Genomic DNA, 21,992 nt, shown 5'->3' on the forward strand with positions numbered 1-21,992 from the left:
CCCGTCCCCCTACCCCTCCATACACACCAAAGCTCGCCCCCCCCCCCCGGGGGGGGGGCCCCCCCCCCCCCCCCCCCACGACCGGCGTATAGCGCAGGATGATCGCATGCCGAATTCCGTCCTCGGATGCGTTGGGGGAAAGGTGGTTACGGCCGCACGCCCGCGCCGGCTACGACAGCGTTGGTGAGGCGGCCGGTGATGAGTTCCTCGGCCTCGCGGACCATGCGCGCGATGAGGTCGGCGCAGGTGGGGATGTCGTGGATCAGGCCTTGGCATTGGCCGGCGCTCCAGATGCCGGCGTCGAGGTCGCCGTCTTCGAAGACCTTGCGGCCGCGGGCGCCGGCGACGAGGTCGCGGACGTCGTCGAAAGTGCCGCCTGCGCGTTCGATTTCGACGACGCGGCGGCTGATCGCGTTGTCGGCGACGCGGGCGGTGTTGCCCATGGTGCGGAAGATGAGCTGGGTGTCGAGTTCGGAGTTGGCGACGATCTGCTCCTTCACCACCTGCGCGACCGGTGATTCGGCGGTGCACAGGAAGCGGGTGCCCATGTTGACGCCGTGCGCGCCGAGGGCGAGCGCCGCGACCAGGCCGCGGGCGTCGGCGAAACCGCCGGAGGCGATCATCGGAATCTCGATCTCGCGGGCCGCGGCCGGGATCAGGACCAGGCCGGGAGTGTCGTTCTCCCCGGGGTGGCCCGCGCATTCGAAGCCGTCGATGCTGATGCCGTCGACGCCGACCTGCTGCGCCTTGACCGCGTGTTTCACGCTGGTGCACTTGTGCAGCACCTTGATCCCGGCGTCCTTGAGATAGGGCAGGTGGGTGGCGGGATTGCCGCCCGCGATCTCCACGATCTTCACCCCGCCGTCGATGATGGCCTGCCGGTACTCGGCGTAGGGCGGCGGCGAAATCGACGGCAGGATGGTCAGATTCACGCCGAACGGCTTGTCGGTCAGGTCGCGGGTGCGGGCGATCTCCTCGCGCAGCGCGGCGGGGGTGGGCTGGGTCAGTCCGGTGACGATGCCGAGCCCGCCGGCCTGTGACACCGCGGCGGCGAGTTCGGCCCGCCCGGCCCACATCATTCCGCCCTGCACGATCGGATGTTCGACACCGAAGACCTCGGTGAATCGGGTGCGCAGCATGGGCCCTCCATCGGGTCGGGGCATGTCTTCCCGCTCGGCTGCCGGGGTTCCGGTACCTATGCAGCGGGGGAGAATCATGATTAACTTACCGAGAATGGAGATTAACTTAACGGCGCCTCGGCGAGCCTGTCAACGCCTGATATCGCGGATGTTCCGGCCCGCCCGGACGACTGCCGAGTCTCGTGCGGCCCGGCTGTCCGACAGGAACCGACAGTCACAGACGCCGACCCACAGAGCAGAGGAACCAGTGCATGGGCACCGAATTCACCCAGGAACAGCAGGACTTCGCGGCCGCGGTCACCGACTTCGCCAAGCGCGTGGCCGGCACCCGCGACCGGCGTGACGAACTCACCGATCACGATGAGCACCAGCACAATCCGGGCGTCTACGCCGCGATGGCCGAGCTCGGCTGGCTCGGCCTGACCGTCCCCGAGGAGTACGGCGGATCCGACGCCACCCTGGTCGACATGTGCATCCTGCTGGAGGAGAGCATGCGCGGCATGCTGCCGATCGGTGCCATCGGCCCGACCCTGATCACCGGCGGCGCCTACGCCAACTACGGCACCGCGGCCCAGCAGGAGACCGTGCTGCGCGGCATCGTTCGCGGTGCGTCGCAATCGATCTCGATGTCGGAACCCGAGGCCGGCTCGGACGTCGGCAACCTGTCGACCCGGGCGGAGCGGACCGCGGACGGCTGGCTGATCAACGGCCAGAAGACCTGGTGCTCCAACGCGCACATCTCCGAGAACATCCTGTTGGTCGCCCGTACCGACCGCAGCGGCGGAAAACACGAGGGGCTCACCATGTTCCACGTGCCCGCCGGCACTCCGGGCCTCACGATCAACCCGATCGAACTGATGGGCAATCAGCGCGAGACCAACGACCTGTTCTTCACCGACTGCCTGCTGCCCGCGGACGCGGTGGTCGGCGAGGTCGGCAACGGCTGGCGCCAGCTCATGACCGGCCTCAACTTCGAGCGCCTGATCCTGGCCGCCATGAGCCTGGGCGCCGCCGAGCGGGCCTTCGAAGATCTGCTCGGATTCGTCACGCAGCGCAAGCAGTTCGGCCGCGCCATCGGCACGTTCCAGGCGCTGCGGCACCGCATCGCCGACCTGGCCACCGAGATCGAGTGCACCAAACTGCTGGTCTACAGCGTCGCCCGGGAGGCGGACCGCAACCCCGGGCGGATGCTGCCGCGCGAGGCGTCGATGGCCAAGCTGAAGGCCACCGAGACCTCGAAGCGGGTGGCGCTGGAGGGGATGCAGATGATGGGCGGCTACGGCTACGCCCGCGAGTTCGACATGGAGAAGCACGTGCGAGGTGCGCTGGTATCCACCATCTTCGGCGGCACCAGCGAGATCCAGCGCGACATCATCGGCAAGACCTACGGGCTCTAGGGCCGGTATCGCGACAGCGGGCCGGAGCACCGAGGGGTCTCCGGCCCGCACGTCGCCTCCCGCTCAGGCGCGGGTGCTGCGACCGCCCTTCGACATCGTCACCATGCTCACCGGCACAGTGACTTTGGTGCTCATCTTCGCGACCGGGATCGGGCTGCCGGTCACGCTCTCCTTGTAGAACACCGCGGCCCGGCCCTTCAGATACCACCGCTTCGGGGTGTCGTCGGCGTTGGTGAACTGGACCACCGCGTCCGCGCGGCCCAGGCTGACCGGCTGATGGAAGTACCCGAACCGGAACGGCCGCACCGGCTTTCCGCGCAGTTCCCGGGTGATCGCCACGGCCGTGTAGGCGGCGGTGGGTATGCCGCTCTGGCAGGTGCCATGGATGCGGCCCCAGCCCATGGTGATCGCCGCCGCGTCGCCGACGGCGTGGACGTTCGGGTGCGACACCGAGCGCAACGTCGCGTCCGTGACGACGAGTCCCGCTGCGTCGGTGGCGATTCCGGCGTCGGCAGCCAGGGGGAAACCCGGACCCCGGTAGTCCACAGGGTGAGATCCGAGTCGACCAGTTCGCCGTTGTCGAGTTCGACCGCGTCGGGCAGCACCTTGGTGGCTCGCAGTCCGGTCCGCCGCACGATGCCGAGCCGGTCCAGGGCGGCGTTCAGGTGCGCGCGGGCCTTCTCGCCCATCATGGCGCCGATCTCGCCGGCGCTGATCATGGTGACCGTCAGCTCCGGGAAGCTCTCGGCGATCTCGGTCGCCGCCTCGATCCCGGTCAGCCCACCGCCGCAGACGGTCACCGTCCCGCCGCCGGCCGCGATCTCGGCGAGCCGCCCGGCGAGGCGATGGGCCGAGCGCGGATCGTTCAGCGTCCACGCGTGATGGTCGGCGCCGGGCACCGCGCTGGTGTCGGTGGTGCTGCCGAGCGCGTAGACGAGGGTGTCGTAACGCAGCGTCGTGCCGGAGTCGAGGGTGACCAGCTGGGCCTCGGGGTCGACGGACGTGGCCGCCGCCCGGTGGAATTCGACTCCGGTACCGGCGAGCAGCGCCGGAATGCGATGGTCGGCGAGCTCCCGGCCGGTCGCGATCTGGTGCATGCGCAGGCGCTCGGTGAAGCGGTCGGACGGGTTCACCAGGGTGATGCGGACCGGGAGCTTGCGGGTCCGGTGGGCGAGGCTCGCGGTGGCGATCATGCCGGTGTAACCCGCGCCGAGGACGACGATCTCGTGGATATCGGTGGTGTTCATCGGTACTTCCGTTCTGTGTGTCGAGCAGAGTGGTCGGTGGTGAGGTGGCCGCGCTCGGCCAGTCGCCGAGCGAAGCCGGGCCACACCGGGACGAAGGTGGACTGCGGTACCAGGTCGAGCACCCGGACCCACAGGCTGTAGGGAATGAGCGCGCGGTCGTGGTCGGGCGGATAGGGTTCGAGCCCGATCACCCCGACGGGGTTGCGATGCAAGCGCAGCTCGCGCAGCGCCGACGCGATGCCGTAGGCGTTACATCCGGTCCGGGTGTCCGCCCACGGAATCGCACCCGGGTTGTCGCGCAACGCGATCGGTGTGCCGACGCGCGGCAGCACTGTCACCGCGACGGCACCGCCGGTGAAGTAGGTGTCGCCGTAGACCAGTAACCCGTCGACGTTCTCGGCGTCCATGAGGTCGCGGCCCAGCGCGCGGCGGCGGTCCCGCTCGGCCCGGGTGTCACTGTCGTCGTTCACAGGGAGAACGCTATGGCGGCAGGCGATGTCGTCGCGTCGGACAAATGCCTTACATCTGCCGGACATCGGACACTGGCAGACCGGACGGTCGGCTATCTTCGTGGTCGTGTCGGCTCCACTCGAAGTACCCCGCCGCGCCGCCGCGATCTCGGCGGTCCTGTTCGTGCTGGACGTGGCGTTCGCCGCGTTCGGCCCGCTGTACCGTCGGGCGGCGAGACCGCCTGCGCGACAATCGAATCGGTACGCCACATCGAGCACCCCGGTGGGGTCGGCGTGCTGATCGGGCGCGACCGGGAACTGCGCGACATCGACGAACTGCTGCAGCTGGCCCGGACCGCGCGCAGCGGTGCGGTGCACCTGGTCGGCGATCCGGGCATCGGCAAGACGGCCCTGCTGGATTACGCTGCCGAGCACGCGGATTCGCTGCGGGTGCTACGCGCGTCCGGAGTGGAGAGCGAGGCCGAACTACCGTATGCCGGGCTGCAGATGCTGCTGTGGCCGCTGCAGGACCGCATCGACGAACTACCCGCACCGCAGGCCGCCGCAGTGCGGGCCGCGTTCGGCCAGGCGGCGGGCGAGGGAAGCGACCGGTTCCTGGTCGGTCTCGCGACCCTCACGCTCTTGGACGCCGCCGCCCCGGTGCTGTGTCTGATCGACGACGCGCACTGGCTCGACCAGGCCTCCGTCGACGCCCTGCTGTTCACCGCCCGCCGCCTGGCCGGTGAGGGGATCGCGATGGTCCTGGCCTCTCGACCCGAATTCACCGCTCCCGGACTGCGGCAGCGTCCGGTGGCTGCCCTGGACGCCGCGGCGGCCCGGCGGCTGCTCGACGAGCAGGCGGCGGATCTCACCGGTCCGGCGCGGGACCGCGTCCTCGCCGAGGCGGCGGGCAATCCGCTTGCGTTGCGCGAACTTCCGGCCGCACTCGACGATCCGCCGGCCACCGGCCTGCTGCCGCTGCCGCACCGGCTCGCCGAGGCCTACCATCGCCGGATCTCGGCACTGCCCGGCCCGGCGCGGACCCTGCTCCTGGTGGCGGCCGCCGAGGAGACCGGCAATCTGAGCGTGATCGGTGCGGCCGCCGCCCGACTGGACGTGCCGCTCGCGGCCGTCGGCGCGGCAGAGGCCGCGGGACTGGTCGACGTGGCCGCACCCATGCTGCGGTTCCGGCATCCGCTGATGACCGCCGCCGCCTATCACAGCATGACCTATGCCGAGCGGCTCGCGGTGCACGGCGCCCTGGCCGAGGTGCTCACCGACAGCGCGGACGCCGACCGTCGCGCCTGGCATCTGGGCTGTGCCGCAACCGGATTCGATCCGGAGGCGGCCGCGGCGCTGGAGGCCGCCGCCGACCGGGCCCGCCGCCGCACCGGTTACCGGGCGGCCGCGACCGCCCTGCTGCGGGCCGCGCAACTGACTCCGGAATCCGCCGATCGTGGTCGCCGGCTGATCGCCGCCGCCGAGGCCGCCGAGACCGGCGGACAGCGCGAATTCGCCGCCGATCTGGCCGACCAGGCTCGGCGGTTCGGCACCGACCTGCGGTCGACCCTGCTGCGCACCCGCCTGGCCTTCGACAGCGGCTCCCTGCGGGATGCATTCGAAACAGCTTTGGGCGCAATAGATTCCGATGATCCGGCCGCCGTGGCAACCCTGCTGGCCGAAGCCGCCCGGATCGCCTTCTACGCCGGGGAACTCGACTGGGCACGCCGCGTCCACGAACGCTTCACGGCCCTGGGGTTCGGCGACGACCATCCGGCCGCGCCGACCGTGACCGCGAGCTACCAGTGGCTCATTGGCGATACCCACCGTAGCCTGGCTCGCTGCCGGGCCTTCGTGGCCCGGGAACGGCACGCCGCAGACAGCCCGCTCGAGCTGCGCAGCAACGCCGCCTCGCAGGCGCTGCTGGCGGGAGACTTCGACACCTGCCGTGCCTTCGCCCTCGAGCTGACCGAGCGCTGCCGCATCGACGGCAGCATCGGCCGAATGCCGTTGCTGCTCATCACGCTGGCGGTGGCCGAAGTGTATCTGGGCCGCTTCCGGGACGGCGCGCTGGCGCTGACGGAAGGGGTCGCGATCGCGCAGGACACCGGTCAGTCGCACCGGCTCGCGCACCTGTACGGGGTGCAGGCCTGGCTCGCCGCGGCCGCGGGCGACGAGGAGCGCTGCCGCGAGCTGGCGGGCAGGAATCTGGCGCATTTCGCCGCCGATTCGGTCGCGACCAGCGGTGCGTGGGGCGAGTGGGCGCTGGCTCTGCTCGATCTCGGTTCCGGTCGCTGGCAGGCGGTGGTCGACCGTCTCGCCGCGATACCCGATCCGATTCGCCACCAGATCCACGCTGTCTGTTTCGCCCCCGATCACGTCGAGGCTGCCGTCTACCTCGGCGACAGCGCCGGGGCCGCGGCGCCGTTCGAGCGCTTCCGGAACTGGGCCGACGCCGCGCAGCAGCCGTGGGCGGACGCGGTGCTGCACCGCTGCCGGGCGCTGCTGACCTCGGACGAACAGCACTTCGCCGCCGCGCTCGCCTGCCCGGACCGTCCCTTCGAACAAGCCCGCAGCCACCTCGTCTACGGCGAATGGTTGCGCCGGGCCCACCGCCGCGTCGACGCCCGCACCCAGCTGCGCGCCGCCCAGGAGATCTTCGAACGGCTCGGCGCGGACCTGTGGGCCCGCCGGGCGGCGACCGAACTGCGCGCCACGGGTGAGACCCGCGGTGCCCGAGGACGATCCACCAGCGCGGTGGCCGCGTTGACGCCGCAGGAACTGCAGATCGTGCGGCTGGCCGCGACCGGCGCCACCAACAAGGACATCGCCGCGCGCCTGTTCCTGAGCCCGAAGACCGTGAGCCACCACCTGTATCGGGCCTTCCCGAAACTGGGTGTCACGGTCCGCACCGAACTGGCTCACCTCGATCTGGACTGACGGACGCGGCTGCGTGTGGTGAGCGGCTGCGGCCGAGCGGGCTGACGCCCCCGGCGGCCGGCATGGCCGAACCAGCTATCGCCGATCATTCGCTGTGGATGCAGGTTGCTTCTGCAGCAAACTCGGTGCAAACAGAGTGCTGGGTAGCGTTGCGCGAATACGGTTCGGCGCGTATCGATTTGCGTGGACGGACGCAGCACGGTCCGATCGGTGCGGGCGACACGCGATGGAATAGCTAAATGTTTGCCGCTTCCGGATCGGTTATCTACGTTTGCTGGCGACCCAGTCGGATCGGCAGCGAAGGATGTCGGCAGTGAGCTTTGGTGCTCGAGCGCGGATCGTGATCGTGGGAGCGGGATTCGGCGGATTGGCCATGGGATCGGCGTTACGCAGAGCCGGCATCGACGACTTCGTGATCGTCGAGAAAGGACAGGACGTCGGCGGCGTGTGGCGGGAGAACACCTACCCGGGCTGCTCGTGCGACGTCCCCTCGCACCTGTACTCCCTGTCGGCGCGCCCGTACCGCAACGCGCGTACCCGGCACCCCTCGCAAGCTGAAATCCTCGACTACCTACGCGATTTCACCGCTGCGGAGGGTTTGCGGCCGCACCTGCGGCTGGGCACGGCCCTGACCGGCGCTCACTACGACGACAGTTCCGGTACCTGGACGCTCACCGTCACCGGTGGTGGCGAATACCTCGCCGAGACGGTCGTTTTCGCGGTCGGTCAGCTGCATCGGCCGTTCCGGCCGGACATCCCCGGCCTGGACTCGTTCGGTGGGGCGGCGTTCCACTCCGCCCGATGGGACCACTCGGTACCGCTGGCCGGCCGCAAGGTGGCGGTGATCGGCACCGGATCCAGTGGCGCACAACTACTTCCGCACGTCGCGGCGGTCGCGGACCAGGTCACCGTCTATCAGCGGACCCCGCACTGGGTCCTGCCCAAACCGCGAGCGGAGTTCGGGCCGGTGCTCCGGCGCGCGCTCGCCGTGCCCGGAATGCACAGCGTGTACCGGAAAGCGCTGTACTACGGCGCGGATCTGACCCTGACCCCGCTGCTGCGCGGCGGCTGGTCCGCCGGCCTCGCCGAGCGCATCGCGCGCACGCACCTGCGCCGTGAGGTGCCCGATCCGGCGCTGCGTGCCGCACTCACCCCGGGGCATCCGATCGGCGCGAAACGGATCCTGTTCGACAGCACCATCTATCGCGCGCTCCAACGCGACAACGTCGAGCTGGTCACCGATCCACTGCGCCGGATCACCGCCGACGGCATCGAAACCGGGGGTGGCCGGCACCGGCCGCACGACGTGCTCGTCTTCGCCACCGGATTCCGGGCATCGGAGTTCCTCACGCCGATCACGGTGCGCGGGCGGGGCGGAGCGCTGCTCGGGGAACGGTGGCGGACCGCACCCGACGCCTACCTCGGGCTGGCGGTGCCGCAGTTCCCGAATCTGTTCCTCATCGCCGGACCGAACTCCTTCATCAGCACCGGCTCCAATCCCGAGATCAAGGAACGGCAGATCGCCTTCATCCTGAAATGCCTGCGCTGGCAGGAGGAATCGGGGCTGCGGGCGATCGAGATCAACCCCGTGGCAGCCTCCCGGTACCGGCAATGGTTGCAGGGCCGGCTGGATCGCACGGTGCTGGGCGCGGATGTGCCGAGCTGGTACAAGAACGCCGATGGCGCGGTGACGAACCCGTGGCCGGCGTCGGCGCGGCAATTCGCCCGGATGACGGCGACGCATCCGGCCGAATCCTTCCACGCGGTCCAGCTCAGCCGTTGTACCTGCGCTGGTTGAGCGCGTCCCACGAATCGGTCGGTGCGAGCGCCAGCTGCCGGACCCGGCGAATCTCCAGCGGACTGAATTGTCCCATCCGCTGGACGGTTTCCGCGCTGGCGCCGCACCGCAGGGCCTCCGCCGCGGCTTCGATCTTGCGGCGCGCGGCGTCGGCGTAATCGGGGTCTTCGGGCGGCATCAACTGCAGCGTCATCACCCACGATGCGAGAATTCGCAATGCCTCCGCGCGATGCACGACACTGTCCTTCCGGCTGTTGGGGAATTCTCGGCGAGGTGTTTCGTCAGGGTACCCCGTCGTGCCGTAGATCGTGTGCCATATGGAAGTATCGGGCCGATCCGGACTCGTCGGTCATGGTCAATCTTGTACTGTCGCAGGAAGGATCGCCGCACGACCACCGACCGTTCGCTTACCGGCAGCGCCCGTGAGACGGGTTGTATGAGGAGCCAGTATGTCCGCCGAGCCCAATACCGAAATACGCACCGACATCCCGCACTCCGCCAGAATCTGGAACTACTGGATGGGTGGCAGGGACAACTACGAAATCGACCGGGTGGTCGGTGACGCCAGCCTCGAGATCGACCCGGACATTGCCACCATGGCAATCGAGAGCCGCAAATATCTGATCCGGGCCGTCACCTACCTCGCCGAGTCCGCCGGAATCGCGCAGTTCCTCGATATCGGCACCGGGCTGCCCACACAGCGCAATACGCACGAGGCGGCGCAGGCGGTCGTTCCGGCCGCGCGGATCGTCTACGTCGACAACGATCCGCTGGTGCTCACCCACGCGCGGGCGCTGCTCAAGACCGACGCCGCCGCCAGCGGCGTCACCAAGTACGTCGAGGCCGACTACCACGAGCCCGAGAAGATCATCGCCGCCGCGCGCGAGGTGCTCGACTTCGAGCAGCCGATCGCGGTCATGTTCATGGGTGTGCTCGGGCACGCGCGGTCCTACGACGACCTGCTGCGGATCGTCCGCACGGTGCTGGCCGCGGTCCCCGCCGGCAGCTACCTCGTCTACTGGGACGGTACGGTCGACAGCGAGGCCTATGCCACCCTGTGCGCGGAATACGCCAAATCGGGTGGGGTGCCGTATGTTCCGCGCACCCAGAAGGAACTCGCCGCGGTCTTCGACGGCCTGGACCTGCTCGAGCCCGGCTTCGGCCCGATCGTGTCCTGGGGCATCCCGGCCGACCAGCAGGAGGGCCTGCCCGAGATCGCCGCCTACGGTGGGGTGGCGCGCAAGCCCTGACGCGCCCAGGTCGGCAGCCAGATCTCGGTGTCGGCGGCGATGTCTCGCGTCGAGCGGAGAAACGCGCGCAGGGTGGCCAGCGCGGGATGCGGATTGCCGGTGCGCCAGATGATCGACATCGGGTACACCGGTGCCGGGTCGCGGACCGGAATGCGCCGCAGGTCGTAGCGGTCCGGCCACAGATACCGGGTGCCCGCGCCGATCAGGGTTGCCAGCTCGGCGGATTCGGCGATCTCGTCCAGCAGCGACTCCTTGGCGAAAACGGGTCCGACGGTGTCGATGGTGAATCCGAAGGCCGAGGTGAGCGCCCGGTAGTAGTCGGCCACTTCGCCGCGCGCCGGCAGTCCGGGCATCCGGATCGGGTACCCGGCCAGCTCCGCCGGTGTGACCGCGGGGCGATCGGCCAACGGGTGCCGGGGACCGACGAGCAACTCGTGGTGTTCGTCGAACGCTCGTGCGGCACTCAGGGTGCCGGGCAGCCGATGGTGGGCCGGGACGGCGTGGAAGGTGGCGTCGATCGCGCCGGCGTCGACGGCGGCACCGGCCGCGTCCAGGTCGGCGTCCGACAGGGTGACGACGTCGAGTGCGATCCCGGGGTGCCGGCGATGGAAGTTCTGCAGCAGCACCGAGGTACCGATCCGCCGTGCGACCACGTCCACCCGCAGCGCGCGCCGACCGGGACGCACGGCGGCCGCGGCGCGATCCGCAACAGTTCCCGGGCATGGGGGAGGAACGCGTGCCCGTCGGCGGTGAGTTCGATCCCGCGGGGAGTCCGGACGAACAAGCGGACGTCGAGAGAGCTCTCCAGTGCCGCAATACGTTTGGAGACCGCCTGCTGGGTGACCGACAGCAGCGCGGCGGCCTCGGAGAACTGGCCTTCGTCGGCTGCGGCGACGAAGGTGCGCACGGCGACGAGGTCCACGCGGAACAGCCTACGGGTACAACCTAGGGTTGTGGCTCGCCGCCGAATCGGTTGTTCGACCGCGCTGCCCGCGCTCTGCTTCGATAACAGCCGATTCACCGTGGGCGAGCGAGGCGGAGGTACATGGTGGCGGAGGGCAGACGATCCCTGGGCCGGCGGTTCGGCTGGTTGTGGGCGGCCTACGCGGTCAGCGCCTACGGCTCCGGGCTCGGGTTCGGCGCCCTGCCGCTGATCGCCGTGCTGGCGCTGCACGCGGAGCCGGGACAGGTGGCCGCGCTGTCGGCGATCGGGCCGGCGGTCGGTGCGCTCGTCGCGGTGCCGCTCGGCCCGTGGGTGGAGTTCCGCGGTAAGCGGCCGGTGCTGATCGCCATGGATCTGGTGCGATTCGCGGCCATGCTGTCGATCCCGCTCGCGTACGCCTGCGGTCGGCTGGGATTCGTACAGCTGCTGGTGGTCTCGGCCGTGGTCGCGGCGGCGAAGATCGCGTTCAACGCGGCCAGTGGCGCTTACCTGAAAAGCCTTGTGCCCGAGGGTGATCTGCTCGTCGCGAACGCGCGGTTCGAGTCGACGACGTGGAGTTCGATCGCGATCGGCCCGCCGCTGGGCGGGGCGGCGATCGGTCTGTTCGGGCCGGTGGTCACCGTCGCGGCCGACGCGCTGAGCTACCTGCTCTCGGCAGCGGCGATATTCGCGATCCGCGGCGGGGAGCAGTCGCCGCGGCCCGCCGAACGGCGGCGGCTGCGCGTCCCGGACCTGTTCGACGGCTGGCGGTATCTGCTGGGCCACCCCGGACTGCGGGCCCTCTACCTCAACGCGCTGCTGGTGAACGGGCTGATCATGGCCACCGAGCCGCTGCTGGCCGTAGTGCTGCTGCGCGAACTCCGTTTCCCCCCATGGCAATACGGGCTCGCGTTCGCGGCGCCGTGCCTCGGCGGGCTGGCCGGATCCCGGCTGGCCCCGCGGGTGGTGGCCCGCTTCGGGACGCATCGGACGCTGCGGACGGTCGGCACGCTGCGGGTGATCCCGCTGCTGGGGCTCGCGTTCGTGCCACCGGGTATCGCCGGGCTGCTGACGGTGATCGTCGTCGAACTCGCGATCATCGTCAGTATGAGCCTGTACAACCCGGTTTCGGCTACCTATCGCCTCGAGCAGACCGCCACGGACCGGGTGGCCCGCACCCTGTCGGCATGGTCGATCGGCACCAGCGCCGCCATCGCCGCACTGAGCGCGCTCGGCGGGCTGCTGGCGGACGTGACCAGCCCCCGCACCGCGCTCGCGGTCGCCGGACTGCTCATCCTCGCCAGTCCGCTGCTGCTGCCGCGCCGCGCGACACCGGCAGCCGAACCCGAATTCGCCGCAGCGCGGCAGTGATCAGCCGATCGTGCGCTGCGCGCCACCGAGCGACATGGACGGCACCGTCCGGATCGAGCAACCCTCCGGCGCGGGCTGTCCCGCCGGGCGGTCATCGACCCGCCGCGTGGCCGCGGGGATAGCGGCGACCTCGAGACCGGGTTGTTCGCTGAGTTCGTCCCGCGGCAGACGGGGCGCGCCTACGGCAGTTGCCCGAACAGTGTGACGCCGAGCAGCTGCACCACCCGGGGCTGTGGGCAGATCCCGTCGTCGCCGAAGACCCGGCCCAGTCCGATGACCAGGCCGAACGCCGCGTGGACCAGAATGCGGGCCTGCCCGATCGTCAATTCGGGTCGGACCGCGACCACCAGCTTGGCCCACTCCGCCACCACCTGGTGCTGTAGGTGCCGCAGCGTCGCGCGGTCCTCGGGGTCGACGTGGCTGAATTCGGAGTAGTACACGTAGGTGAGCGCCCGGTCCTCGAACGACCCGGCGACATAGAGCTCGATCAGGGTGGACAGCGCGTCCGCGGGGGTCGACGCCGCGGCCACCGCGGGCCCGATCGCGCCCGACACCCGGTCGCCGGCCCGCCGGAACGCTGCCGCGAGCAGAGTGCTCTTGCTGCGGTAGTAGCGGTATACGGCGGACGCCGCCGACAGGTCCGCGGCGGACGCGATATCCTCCATGCTGACGTTCGCGTAGCCGCGATCCTTGAACAGGTCCACGGCTTTCTTCAGCAGCAGTTCGTGTTTGAACGATTCCGGGATCTCCACCGGCGGCGGTGGCTCGGGCGTCGAATCCACGGCGGGCAGATCGGTGCGGATCAGGGCCCAGCTCGTCGACTTCAGCAGCTGGGTCAGCGGTTTCGCCGGGATGGTGGTGTGGTGGTCACCGATGCTGCTGATCACGCTGAAGATCGCGACCGCGCGCACCGCGCGGTCGTGGCCGTCGAGTTCCGGGCGCAGTTCGCCGATCAGGCGGCGCAGCGCGGTGGTGGCGGCCGCGAACTGCTCGTCCATGGCCTTGCGGTCGGCGCGCTCGAGGTAGCGCTGCTCCCAGCGCGCCAGCGCGACCGTTGTCCGGTTGGCGAGCATGGTGGCGATTGTCGCGGACAGCACGTGGTCGATCCGCTGCTGCGGGGTCCAGGCGGCGGCCTCCTCGGGCAGCACCGTCGCCGCCAGATTCACCTCGGCCAGCCGCTGCAGTTCCTCCCGGAACAGCGCGTACTTGCTCGGATAGTGGCGGTACAGCGCGGCCGAACTGATGCCCAGGCGGCCGGCGATGTCCTCCATGCTGACCCCGTGATAGCCGGAGCTGCCGAAGGCCGCCGCGGCCTCCGCGGCGATCTGGGCCCGGCGGTTCTTGGGGCGGCGGCGGACCACGCGCTGCTCGCCGTTTGCCGGGGAGCGGCGCCGGCCCACGGTCCCCGCGCTGCGACCGCCCTCGACATCCATGTCTGTCATCGTAGCGACCTGGTGAAATGTGGCCGAATCGCTGCCGCGCTCACCGCTGGTTCAGCGCGGCCAACGGGGAGTCGACCTTGTTCACCAGCCACCGCCCACCGGCGCGCTGCAACCGCATCACCATCGACAGCTGACCGGGCTTGGGCTGGTTGTTCGTGCCGACGCTGGTGATGGTCTGCCCGATCACCACGATCGCCTCCGCCGAGTCGGTATCGCCGGTACGGACGGCGCACTGCACGTCGGTGACCTTCGACACCACCTGTCCGGCGGTCAGCACATCGCGCAGATCCTTACTGGTGGAATCGAACTGGGTCTTCCAGTCGCCGGTGGCGCCCGCCAGCACCGCGCCGAAATAGGCGTCGAGGTTCTTGGCGTCGTAGGTCGCCAGAGTCGGCGCGTACTTGCAGGCCGCGGCCTGGGCGTCGTCGTGCGCGGCCAGCAGGTCCCGATTGTGCTTGTTCTGCACGAACAGGATGACCGAGGTGCACAGTGCCGCGCCGAGCAGCAGGGCGACGGCGGCGCGGGCGGCCAGCGCACGGGACTTGGGGGAGCCCGGGAGCGTGAACCGGCGCGTCGACCCGGTTGCCGGACCGTCGGACGGGGCTGCCGGATCGTCCGCGACCGGGTCGGACTGCGCCGCGGTTTCGGCGCCGGAACTGGTCGCCCCGTCCGAGTTCGCCTGGTCGGCAACGGAATTCGGCTGCGCGGCGGCAACGCTCGCCGATCCGCCGGGTTCAACGGAGCCCGAATCGGGCTGGGCTACGGCGGCGGTCGAGCCGGTGGCGGCGGTGGCTTCGGCCGCATCGCTCACTGATCCGCCGGCGTCGGCGGACCCCGAATCGGGCTGGGCTACGGCGTCGGTCGAGGTAGGGTCGGCCGTTTCGCTCGCCGAGTTGCCTGGGGCGTCGGAACCCGGCGGCCGTCCACTCGCCGTCGGCGCCACGGAATCGGTCGTGGCGGAACGGGTCTCGGACGTGTCGGTGTCCGGATTCGCGGTGACGGTGCCGGCCGGGCTTGCGGTGTTGCTCATGGTGTTCGTTCCTATCGGGCGGGGACTGCGGGGACGGAGAGTTCGTTGCCGGTCACACCCGGTGGGGGACCGGCGCCGTCGTCCCCGGCGGGGCGCGGCGCGTTCGCGGAGCCACGCACCTGCAGGGCCGGATCGGTGGTGACGCAGTAGTTGTAGAGCCGCACCCGGGTGTCGGTGGTGGCCAGCGTCGGGACGACCGGAATGGTGTCGTAGTCGCAGGTCGGGCGCGGCCACGGGTCCACCATGGTGAAGAAGCCGCCGTCGTGCGCCGGGACACCGAGGGCCTTGGCGCCGTCGCGCAGCGCCGGGAACAGGGCCTCGATCCCCGCCTGGTGCAGCTTCGCCGATTTGGTGATCGCCACGAAGTCGGTCACCAGATCGGTGATCGGGTCCTGGTTCTGGGAAATGAAGGTGCCCACCGTGTTCAAGTCGCCGGGACCGGTTTCGAGCAGGTGGCGCACCTCCTGATCGGCGGCCGCGGCCTGCTGGAACAGCGTGCTGCCCGCCCGGGTGAGGGTGGACAGGTCGGGCTGGGCGTGCGAGGTGGTCTCCGAGATCACCTCGAGGTTCTCCAGCAGCTGCTTGGTCTGCGGCAGGACCCCGGTCAGGCCGGCCATCGCCCGGCTGATGCCGTCGATCAGGTCGCGCATCCGGTCCGGGCCGCCGCCCAGCGCCTTGTCCAGCTCGTCGATGATCACGTCCAGCCGCTGCGGATTCAGGCCGGAGAACATGGCACTGGTGTCGGCGAGCACGGCCTGGATCGTCACCGGCACGCTGGTGTGGGCCCGGTCGATCACCGCGCCGTCGCGCAGGTAGGGGCCGGTGTCGGAGTCCGGCCGGAAGTCCAGGTACTGCTCACCGGCCGCGGACAGCCGCCCGACGTGGACCGTGCCGCCGACGGGAATCCTGGTGCCGCTGTCGATCTCGGCGACCGCGACAATGCCGTCGCCGGACACCCGGACAGCCGAGACTTCACCGACCCGGCTGCCCCGGAAGGTCACGTCCCGGCCCGGCGACAGGCCGCCGGAGGCCGCCAGCTCGACGGTGACCGTGTAGCTGTGCCGGAACGGATTCCAGCGCAGTACAACGGTTCCCACATAGAGGCTGCCCGCCGCCAGCACCACCACCAGTCCGAGGTTGGCCACCACGATCCGGTGCCGCACCAGGCGCTGCCACAGCGGCGTCAGCAGCCGCAGCACCCGGTCGCCCGTGCCCAACAGATCGTCGGTGCGGCGTCGCAGTCGGTCCGTCATCGGTTCCCTCCTGATTGCTGCGGCGTGCCGTCGGGCGAATCCGGTTGCCGCGGTGGGCTGCCCAGCCGGCCCAGCACCTTGGCGATCACCTGGGCGAGGCTGCCCTGGAAGGCGCCCAGATCACCGAGGTCCGGCGGCCGGCTGCCCTTCGGGTCGGTGAGCGAACCCACGTCCAGATACGAGACGGTCGCCGCCACCGCCAGACTCGGGCCGCGCAGCGACGCCATCGCGCCCGGATAGACGGCGTCCAGGCCCTGCAGGGTGCCGGTCAGGTCGTCGCCCATGCCGGCGAATCCGGCCATCAGCTTCTGGATGCTGTCGAACAGGCCGACGAACTGCGGGCCCGTCGTGTCGGTGAAATCGCCGAGCGCCGTCATGGTCACCGCGATCTTGCGCAGCAGGTCGGCGATGCCCTGGTTGTTCTCGGCCAGCAGGCCGATCAGCTGCGGGAAATTGTCGGCGGCGGAGGCGAGTTCGGCCTTGTGCGCGGCGAGTTCGCCGGTCAGCGCGGACATCCCGCCCAGCGTGCGGTCGATATCGCCGGTGCGCTGGTTGAGCGCGGTGATCGCCTCGGTCAGCTCCTTCAGTAGGTCCTGGAACTGTGGGGCCCGCCCGGACAGCATCGAGTCCAGGTCCGAGGTGATCCGCCCGGCCTGCTCCAGCCCACCGCCGTTGAGCAACAACGACATCGACATCATCAGCTGCTCGACCGAGGCCGCGGTGGCGGTGTGGTCGGTGCCGATGGTGTCGCCGGCGCGCAGCGGCTCGCCCGCGTTCGCCTTCGACGGCAGGGTCATGGCCACGAACACATCGCCCAGTGGGGTGGCCTGCCGCAGTTCGGCGGTGGTGCCGCGCGGCAGCACGATGTCGTGCCGGATCTCCATGGTGATGTCGGCGACGAAGTCCGCGGAGCTGATCTCGGTGACCACCCCGATATCGGTGCCGCCGATCTTCACGTGCGCGCGCTCGGGCAGGTTGAGCGCGTCTCGGAACGCCGCGTGGATGGTGTAGCCGGGCCCGCCGATACCGGGCTCGGGCATCGGCAGATTGCTCGCGGTGACCGTGCAGCCGGAGACCGCCACCACCGCGACCGTCGAACCGAGGGCGGCGAGAAGCCTTGTGCAGCCGATCATTTCGTGATCCCGAGCAGTGCGGCGGTGAGCCCGAGGTCGGGTCCCAGGTCCGCGAGCTTGCCGGTGCGGCAGCCGTCGAGCCGCATCTGCACGCGTTCGCAGAACGTCGCCAGCGCCTCGCCGTCGAGCGCCGACTTGTCCAGCAGACCGTGCAGGCGGACCGCCTGTTCGTCGGTGCTGACCGCGTTCGACAGGTTCTGGAACATGAGCGGACCCACGTCCACGATCTCGGTCAGGCCGCGGGCGTTGGCCCGCATCTGCGCCGCGATCGCGTCGAACCGGGTCAGCGCGCCCGCCAGTTGGTCCTGGTTCTGTCCCACCAGGGCCGAGGTGTCGGTGACGAAGCTGTCCAGCTGGGCCAGCACCGCCTGCAGACCGGGGGACTGCTGACCCATCAGGTTCAGCAGATCGGTGAGGCTGCCGCTGAAATCGCGCACGGTCACGTCGTTGTCGGCGATCACCTGCGTGATCTCGTTGAGTTTCTCGATGGTGTCGGCGATCTGGTCCTTGTTCGCGAAGGTGACCTGGAACGCCGAGGACAGCGCGTCGAGGGTGGCGCGCAGCTTATCGCCGTTACCGTCCAGCAGCGGGAACAGCACCCGCGACGACAGCGGGCCGTCGCGGTCGTCACCCTGCAACGCCGCGCCGAGCTGGTCGAAGTTCTGCAGAATGCGGTCCAGTTCGACCGGAGTCCTGGTGTGCTCCAACGGAATATGCGCGCCGTCGGCGAGCGTGGGCCCGCTTCCGGTGTAGGCCGGGGCCAGCTCCACGTGCCGGTTGGTGATCAGCTGCGGCGAGATCAGTGCCGCGACCGCGCCGGCGGGAATCTTCACGCCCCGGTCGATCGACATCTCCACCCGGACGTAACTGCCCTCGGGCGTCACCTTGTCCACCGTGCCGACCGGCACGCCCAGCACCGCGACCTGGTTGCCCGCGTAGAGGCCGGCGACGTTCTCGAAGTCGGCGCTGATGTGCTGATGCGAGCCCACATAGTGCCCGGCCAGGGCGGAGACGCTGTCGGGCAGCAGAGTACAGCTCGACACCACGGACGCGGCCAGGCACACGATCGCGGTTCGCAGGAAGTCACGCAGTCGCATCAGTCACACCCCGGAACGGCCTGGGCGAAGCACAGCCAGTTGTCGGGAAAGACCCACGGCGCGTACACATCTCCGTACGGGCCGTTGCCGAGCGCATTGTCGAACTGGCGCAACGCCACCGGCATGATCTGGTAGAGCCGGTCGAGGTTGTCCTTGTTGCGGGTGAGCCCGTCGGACATGGTGTTCAGGTTCTGGATCAGCGGCCCGAGCTGGTTCTTGTTCTCCAACCCCATGTCCTGCAACAACTTCGACATGGCGGCCACATTGTCGAGCAGCTGCTTCAACAGGGTTTCCCGCTGCTGCACCGCGTTTCCGATCGCGGCACCGCGAGCGAGCAGCAGCAGCACGCTGTTCCGGTTGTCCGACACCAGATCCGACACCTGATCCATGCTTTTCAGCAACTGGTCCACCTGGTCGCGCCGGTCGTCGATCACTTTCGCCAGCGAGCCGATGCTGTCGAGCGCCTGCACGGTCAGGGCGGGGGAGTCGCCCATCTGCTGATCGAGGGTGTCGAGGGCCTGCCGCAGCTTGCCCGGGTCGATCCGCTCGATGTGCTCGAAGGAGGACTTGTAGGTGGGGTCGAGGATCACCTTGCTCAGGTTGTACGGCACCGAGGTCGCGGCGAGCGGAATCCGATTGCCGGGCAACCCTTTCCCGTTGCCCGGGGTCAGGTCGATATGCATCCGGCCCAGAATCGTCGACATCTTGATCGCGGCCGCGGCGTCGGGGCCCAGGCGCAGATCGTGCCGCACCCGCATCTCGACGACGACCTTGTCGTTGTCCAACGCCACCGAGCGCACCGCACCGACTTCGATCCCGGACACGTCGACCGTTGCGCCCGCGGCCAGACCCGCGGCCTGGGCGAACTCGGCCTGAATCGTTTTGTCGCCCACGTGCATTGCCGCGACCAGACTGGAGCCCGCCAGCAGCGCCGCGACCAGGACCGCGGTGATCAGCCCGAGCCGCAGATGCCGGTTGGCCAGCAACGGGCGCACCAGCGGCAGGTCCGGGACGCGCCGGACACCGGGGATCCGCCGCGGCGCGGGGAGCCGGATCCCGGATAGTCGTGTCCGGAAACTCATCTGCACACCTCCGATTGGGAATTGCCGCCGACCTGCGAGAACACGCCCGGTGGCAGCACGACGTTCCACAGCGACACGTCGAGCCGACAGATATAGGCGTTGCCGTAGGTGCCGTAGCTGGTGAACCGGGCCAGGCCGTTGAGGAAGTCGGGGAGCTGGACCGCGGCGCGGTCCAGGGCGGCACCGTTGGCCAGCAGCAGCTCCACGCCGGCGGTGGCGTTGTCCTGCGCGGTGGCCATGCCCGGCTTCACCTGTGCCAGTAGCGAAACCAGGGAGTCGGTCGAGGTCGCGACCCGGGTCACCGAGCTCTTCAGCGACTCGCCCTGGGCGTACAGCCCGTCCATCAGGGCGCGGGTCTGGGTGATCAGGGTTTCCAGATCGCCGCTGCGGTGGGCCAGGCCGGACACCACGCTGCCCAAATTGGTGAGCACGTCACCGAGGATCTTGTCCCGCTGGCCGAACGTGGACGCCAGCGTGGCCGCCTGGGTGATCAGATTCGACAGCGACACCTGATTGCCCTGCAACGCCTGGATCAGCGTCTCGGACAGATCGTTGATCTGTTGCGGCTGCAGCACGCTGAACAGCGGCTCGAAGCCCGACAGCAGCGCCGACACGTCGAACGACGGTTCGGTGCGCTGCACCGGGATCTGCGACCCGGCCGGCACCCGGTGCCCCGGATCGGCGCCCGCGACCAGCGCCACATACCGCTGGCCGATCAGATTCTGGTAGCGCACCAGGGCTTTGGTGGTGTCGGTGATGTGCTGGTCGGCCTCCATCCGGAAGTCGACGCGAGCCTGATAGCCGTCGGTGAAGTCGATGCCGTCGATCCGGCCCACCCGCACCCCGGCCATGCGGACGTCGTCGCCGACACGCAGCCCGAGCACGTCGGAGAAGATCGCCGAATAGCTCTGGGTGGGCCCGGCGACGGTGCGTTGCAGGGTCGACCACATGGTGTAGGTCAGCAGGACCGCGACGACGGTGAAGAGGCCGAATCCGGCCAGGGATCTGCCGACTTTCATTGTTGCGCATCACCTTCCGTGGTGTCCGGGACGACGGTGGCGTCGCCCACGACGGGCCCCAGCAACAGCAGCTGGGCGGTGTTCGGGGTGCCGCCGACCAGCGCGGCCACCGCACCGGGGCCGGTGAGCGGGTCCGGGGCGGTCGCCGCGGCCGGCTGGGCGGCGGGCGCGGGGCCGTGGTCGGCGGCGGGTGCGGTGATGCCGGGAACGGCCGGCAACCCGGGCAGCCCCGGCAGCCCGGGGATGCCCGGCACGTCGGCGCCGGGGACCGGCGCCGGGGCGGGCGCGGGACCAGCGGCATCGAGCCAGCGCGGCACCATCTGCGGCGGATACTGTTGGGGCGGAGCGCTGTCCGGCACGGTCGGGCCGCCGCAGCGCGGGCCGTAGAGATCGCCGTAGTGCGGGCAGTCCTTGGCGGTGTACTGCTGGAACGGTGTCGCCGAGACGATCATCTTCCAGGCCATCTGGTGGTGTGGGCCGAAGGTGAACACCTGCTGCAGCCGCCGCAGCGACGTATTGAGGTTGGCCGCGGTGTCGGCCAGCGCCTGCGGGTCGCGGGCGATGCCGCCGAACAGCTGGTCCAGCCCGGACACCAGCACCTTGCCCGAGTCCGGGTTGGCCGCGAAGAGGTTGTTCACCGAGTCGATCGTGGCGTTGCCGCCGGCCAGCAGCGCGATCACGTCGGTGCGGTGCTGGTTCAGTGTGCGGGCGGTGGTCACCGAATCCGCCAGCACCCCGACCAGATCGGGCGCGGATTCGCTGAGCGCCGTGGCCGCCAGGCCCAGATTGTGCAGCAGGTCCCCGATCCCGGGGATGTCGTGCACCTGGGTGATCCAGTTGTCGAGCCGCTCGATCGTCGAACCCGGTGCCCGCCCGGACGGGTCGAGCGCCGCGGACAGCGTCGCGAGCACCCGGCCCAGCTTCTCCGGTTCCATCGCGTTCAGCACGGTGCGCAGCGTGTTCAGTGTGGTCTGCAGCTGGACCGTGGCGTTGCCGGTGTCCTCGGGAATGACCGCACCCGCGGTCAGGGTGGCCGATGTCGGTGCCTGGTCGACCAATTCGATGGCGCTCACCCCGAACACGTTGCCCGGGATCACGCGTGCGGTGACGTTCGCCGGAATCGTGCCCGCCACAGCGGGATCCAGATCGATACTGGCGTGCTGTCGTTCGCCGGCCGCGACGACGTCGACCGCCGCCACCGAGCCGACCACCAGGCCGCGGAAGGTGACGTCGGCATGGCCGGGGAGTCCGTCCCCGGTACTGGTGAGCTCGGCCGACACCCGGACGTGGTGGTCGAAGTACCCGGTGTAGCGCAGGCCCAGCAGGCCCAACAGGGCGGCGACGGCCGTGGTGGTGGCCAGGCCGGCGACCGCGAGCCGCCGCGCGCTGGGCCCGCGGCCACTGGGATCGTGGATCATGCCGC

19 protein-coding genes and 1 pseudogene are annotated in these 21,992 nt (G+C 69.9%); 5 read left to right on the forward strand and 15 right to left on the reverse strand.

Going from position 1 to position 21,992, the window contains the following annotated elements; translation table 11 throughout:
• Positions 1 to 146: 146 nt before the first annotated feature.
• Positions 147 to 1,139, reverse strand: a complete 993-nt coding sequence (locus EBN03_RS21900) for an NAD(P)H-dependent flavin oxidoreductase (RefSeq protein WP_122189978.1) — start codon at positions 1,137 to 1,139, stop codon at positions 147 to 149.
• A 251-nt stretch (positions 1,140 to 1,390) separates the two neighbouring features.
• On the opposite strand from EBN03_RS21900, the gene EBN03_RS21905 reads away from it, so the two are divergent.
• Positions 1,391 to 2,536, forward strand: a complete 1,146-nt coding sequence (locus EBN03_RS21905) for an acyl-CoA dehydrogenase family protein (RefSeq protein WP_122189979.1) — start codon at positions 1,391 to 1,393, stop codon at positions 2,534 to 2,536.
• A gap of 63 nt (positions 2,537 to 2,599) precedes the next feature.
• On the opposite strand, the gene EBN03_RS35175 is transcribed toward EBN03_RS21905, so the two are convergent.
• From EBN03_RS35175 to EBN03_RS21915, 3 genes are read right to left on the reverse strand one after another with little or no spacing between them, the layout of a single operon-like run.
• Positions 2,600 to 2,782, reverse strand: a complete 183-nt coding sequence (locus EBN03_RS35175; RefSeq protein ID WP_233608529.1) for a hypothetical protein — start codon at positions 2,780 to 2,782, stop codon at positions 2,600 to 2,602.
• On the reverse strand, positions 2,734 to 3,783 hold the full coding sequence (locus tag EBN03_RS21910; protein WP_233608530.1) for an NAD(P)/FAD-dependent oxidoreductase: 1,050 nt from the start codon (positions 3,781 to 3,783) through the stop codon (positions 2,734 to 2,736). Before EBN03_RS21910 ends, EBN03_RS35175 begins: the two co-directional genes overlap by 49 nt.
• Positions 3,780 to 4,253: a hypothetical protein gene (locus EBN03_RS21915; protein WP_122189980.1), complete on the reverse strand. Its 474-nt coding sequence runs from the start codon at positions 4,251 to 4,253 to the stop codon at positions 3,780 to 3,782. Before EBN03_RS21915 ends, EBN03_RS21910 begins: the two co-directional genes overlap by 4 nt.
• A gap of 273 nt (positions 4,254 to 4,526) precedes the next feature.
• Here EBN03_RS21915 and EBN03_RS21920 point away from each other — a divergent pair, with 273 nt between their 5' ends.
• On the forward strand, positions 4,527 to 7,172 hold the full coding sequence (locus EBN03_RS21920) for a helix-turn-helix transcriptional regulator (RefSeq protein WP_199742909.1): 2,646 nt from the start codon (positions 4,527 to 4,529) through the stop codon (positions 7,170 to 7,172).
• A 313-nt stretch (positions 7,173 to 7,485) separates the two neighbouring features.
• Positions 7,486 to 8,970, forward strand: coding sequence for a flavin-containing monooxygenase (locus tag EBN03_RS21925; RefSeq protein WP_233608531.1), 1,485 nt, complete (start codon positions 7,486 to 7,488; stop codon positions 8,968 to 8,970).
• Here EBN03_RS21925 and EBN03_RS21930 read toward each other — a convergent pair.
• Positions 8,945 to 9,205 (reverse strand): hypothetical protein, encoded by a 261-nt coding sequence (locus tag EBN03_RS21930; RefSeq protein WP_158675706.1) that lies wholly within the window; start codon positions 9,203 to 9,205, stop codon positions 8,945 to 8,947. The two genes, EBN03_RS21925 and EBN03_RS21930, sit on opposite strands and share 26 nt — an antisense overlap.
• A 214-nt stretch (positions 9,206 to 9,419) precedes the next feature.
• Between EBN03_RS21930 and EBN03_RS21935 the strand changes: the two genes are divergently transcribed.
• On the forward strand, positions 9,420 to 10,220 hold the full coding sequence (locus EBN03_RS21935) for an SAM-dependent methyltransferase (protein WP_122189984.1): 801 nt from the start codon (positions 9,420 to 9,422) through the stop codon (positions 10,218 to 10,220).
• On the opposite strand, the gene EBN03_RS21940 is transcribed toward EBN03_RS21935, so the two are convergent.
• Together EBN03_RS21940 and EBN03_RS35180 are read right to left on the reverse strand one after the other, a co-directional pair.
• Positions 10,193 to 10,873 (reverse strand): LysR substrate-binding domain-containing protein, encoded by a 681-nt coding sequence (locus tag EBN03_RS21940; protein WP_233608532.1) that lies wholly within the window; start codon positions 10,871 to 10,873, stop codon positions 10,193 to 10,195. The genes EBN03_RS21935 and EBN03_RS21940 overlap by 28 nt on opposite strands.
• 143 nt (positions 10,874 to 11,016) lie before the next feature.
• Positions 11,017 to 11,241 (reverse strand): annotated as a pseudogene (locus tag EBN03_RS35180) (LysR family transcriptional regulator); the annotation flags it as partial.
• Between the two features lie 24 nt (positions 11,242 to 11,265).
• On the opposite strand from EBN03_RS35180, the gene EBN03_RS21945 reads away from it, so the two are divergent.
• Positions 11,266 to 12,513 carry an MFS transporter gene (locus tag EBN03_RS21945; protein WP_122189985.1) on the forward strand — a complete coding sequence of 416 codons (1,248 nt, stop codon included), beginning with the start codon at positions 11,266 to 11,268 and terminating at the stop codon, positions 12,511 to 12,513.
• A gap of 179 nt (positions 12,514 to 12,692) precedes the next feature.
• Here EBN03_RS21945 and EBN03_RS21950 read toward each other — a convergent pair whose 3' ends face one another.
• From EBN03_RS21950 to EBN03_RS21985, 8 genes are read right to left on the reverse strand one after another with little or no spacing between them, the layout of a single operon-like run.
• Entirely contained in the window at positions 12,693 to 13,955 is a 1,263-nt protein-coding gene (locus tag EBN03_RS21950; protein ID WP_325052091.1) for a TetR/AcrR family transcriptional regulator, read from the reverse strand.
• A 40-nt stretch (positions 13,956 to 13,995) separates the two neighbouring features.
• On the reverse strand, positions 13,996 to 14,985 hold the full coding sequence (locus EBN03_RS34620; RefSeq protein ID WP_199742910.1) for a hypothetical protein: 990 nt from the start codon (positions 14,983 to 14,985) through the stop codon (positions 13,996 to 13,998).
• An 11-nt stretch (positions 14,986 to 14,996) separates the two neighbouring features.
• Positions 14,997 to 16,238, reverse strand: coding sequence for an MCE family protein (locus tag EBN03_RS21960; protein ID WP_407671208.1), 1,242 nt, complete (start codon positions 16,236 to 16,238; stop codon positions 14,997 to 14,999).
• Positions 16,235 to 17,371: an MCE family protein gene (locus EBN03_RS21965; protein WP_122189987.1), complete on the reverse strand. Its 1,137-nt coding sequence runs from the start codon at positions 17,369 to 17,371 to the stop codon at positions 16,235 to 16,237. Before EBN03_RS21965 ends, EBN03_RS21960 begins: the two co-directional genes overlap by 4 nt.
• Positions 17,368 to 18,468, reverse strand: coding sequence for an MCE family protein (locus tag EBN03_RS21970; RefSeq protein WP_122189988.1), 1,101 nt, complete (start codon positions 18,466 to 18,468; stop codon positions 17,368 to 17,370). The genes EBN03_RS21965 and EBN03_RS21970 overlap by 4 nt, the downstream gene beginning before the upstream one ends.
• Positions 18,468 to 19,550: an MCE family protein gene (locus tag EBN03_RS21975; protein WP_122189989.1), complete on the reverse strand. Its 1,083-nt coding sequence runs from the start codon at positions 19,548 to 19,550 to the stop codon at positions 18,468 to 18,470. The genes EBN03_RS21970 and EBN03_RS21975 overlap by 1 nt, the downstream gene beginning before the upstream one ends.
• The gene (locus EBN03_RS21980; protein WP_122189990.1) at positions 19,547 to 20,569 is read right to left on the reverse strand and encodes an MlaD family protein; all 1,023 of its coding nucleotides are present in this window, start codon (positions 20,567 to 20,569) and stop codon (positions 19,547 to 19,549) included. The genes EBN03_RS21975 and EBN03_RS21980 overlap by 4 nt, the downstream gene beginning before the upstream one ends.
• Positions 20,566 to 21,987 carry an MCE family protein gene (locus tag EBN03_RS21985; RefSeq protein WP_122189991.1) on the reverse strand — a complete coding sequence of 474 codons (1,422 nt, stop codon included), beginning with the start codon at positions 21,985 to 21,987 and terminating at the stop codon, positions 20,566 to 20,568. Before EBN03_RS21985 ends, EBN03_RS21980 begins: the two co-directional genes overlap by 4 nt.
• Between the last annotated feature and the right edge of the window lie 5 nt (positions 21,988 to 21,992).

The sequence above is a fragment of the Nocardia stercoris genome (genome assembly GCF_003696265.1).
Taxonomy (GTDB): domain Bacteria; phylum Actinomycetota; class Actinomycetes; order Mycobacteriales; family Mycobacteriaceae; genus Nocardia; species Nocardia stercoris.

What these genes read in the sequence shown, in the direction of transcription:
- EBN03_RS21900 (WP_122189978.1), bottom strand. Translation starts at nt 1,139, where the DNA reads ATGCTGCGCACCCGATTCACCGAGGTCTTCGGTGTCGAACATCCGATC.
- EBN03_RS21965 (WP_122189987.1), bottom strand. Translation starts at nt 17,371, where the DNA reads ATGATCGGCTGCACAAGGCTTCTCGCCGCCCTCGGTTCGACGGTCGCG.
- EBN03_RS21960 (WP_407671208.1), bottom strand. Translation starts at nt 16,238, where the DNA reads ATGACGGACCGACTGCGACGCCGCACCGACGATCTGTTGGGCACGGGC.
- EBN03_RS21935 (WP_122189984.1), top strand. Translation starts at nt 9,420, where the DNA reads ATGTCCGCCGAGCCCAATACCGAAATACGCACCGACATCCCGCACTCC.
- EBN03_RS21945 (WP_122189985.1), top strand. Translation starts at nt 11,266, where the DNA reads ATGGTGGCGGAGGGCAGACGATCCCTGGGCCGGCGGTTCGGCTGGTTG.
- EBN03_RS21985 (WP_122189991.1), bottom strand. Translation starts at nt 21,987, where the DNA reads ATGATCCACGATCCCAGTGGCCGCGGGCCCAGCGCGCGGCGGCTCGCG.
- EBN03_RS34620 (WP_199742910.1), bottom strand. Translation starts at nt 14,985, where the DNA reads ATGAGCAACACCGCAAGCCCGGCCGGCACCGTCACCGCGAATCCGGAC.
- EBN03_RS21980 (WP_122189990.1), bottom strand. Translation starts at nt 20,569, where the DNA reads ATGAAAGTCGGCAGATCCCTGGCCGGATTCGGCCTCTTCACCGTCGTC.
- EBN03_RS21975 (WP_122189989.1), bottom strand. Translation starts at nt 19,550, where the DNA reads ATGAGTTTCCGGACACGACTATCCGGGATCCGGCTCCCCGCGCCGCGG.
- EBN03_RS21970 (WP_122189988.1), bottom strand. Translation starts at nt 18,468, where the DNA reads ATGCGACTGCGTGACTTCCTGCGAACCGCGATCGTGTGCCTGGCCGCG.
- EBN03_RS21910 (WP_233608530.1), bottom strand. Translation starts at nt 3,783, where the DNA reads ATGAACACCACCGATATCCACGAGATCGTCGTCCTCGGCGCGGGTTAC.
- EBN03_RS21950 (WP_325052091.1), bottom strand. Translation starts at nt 13,955, where the DNA reads ATGACAGACATGGATGTCGAGGGCGGTCGCAGCGCGGGGACCGTGGGC.
- EBN03_RS21905 (WP_122189979.1), top strand. Translation starts at nt 1,391, where the DNA reads ATGGGCACCGAATTCACCCAGGAACAGCAGGACTTCGCGGCCGCGGTC.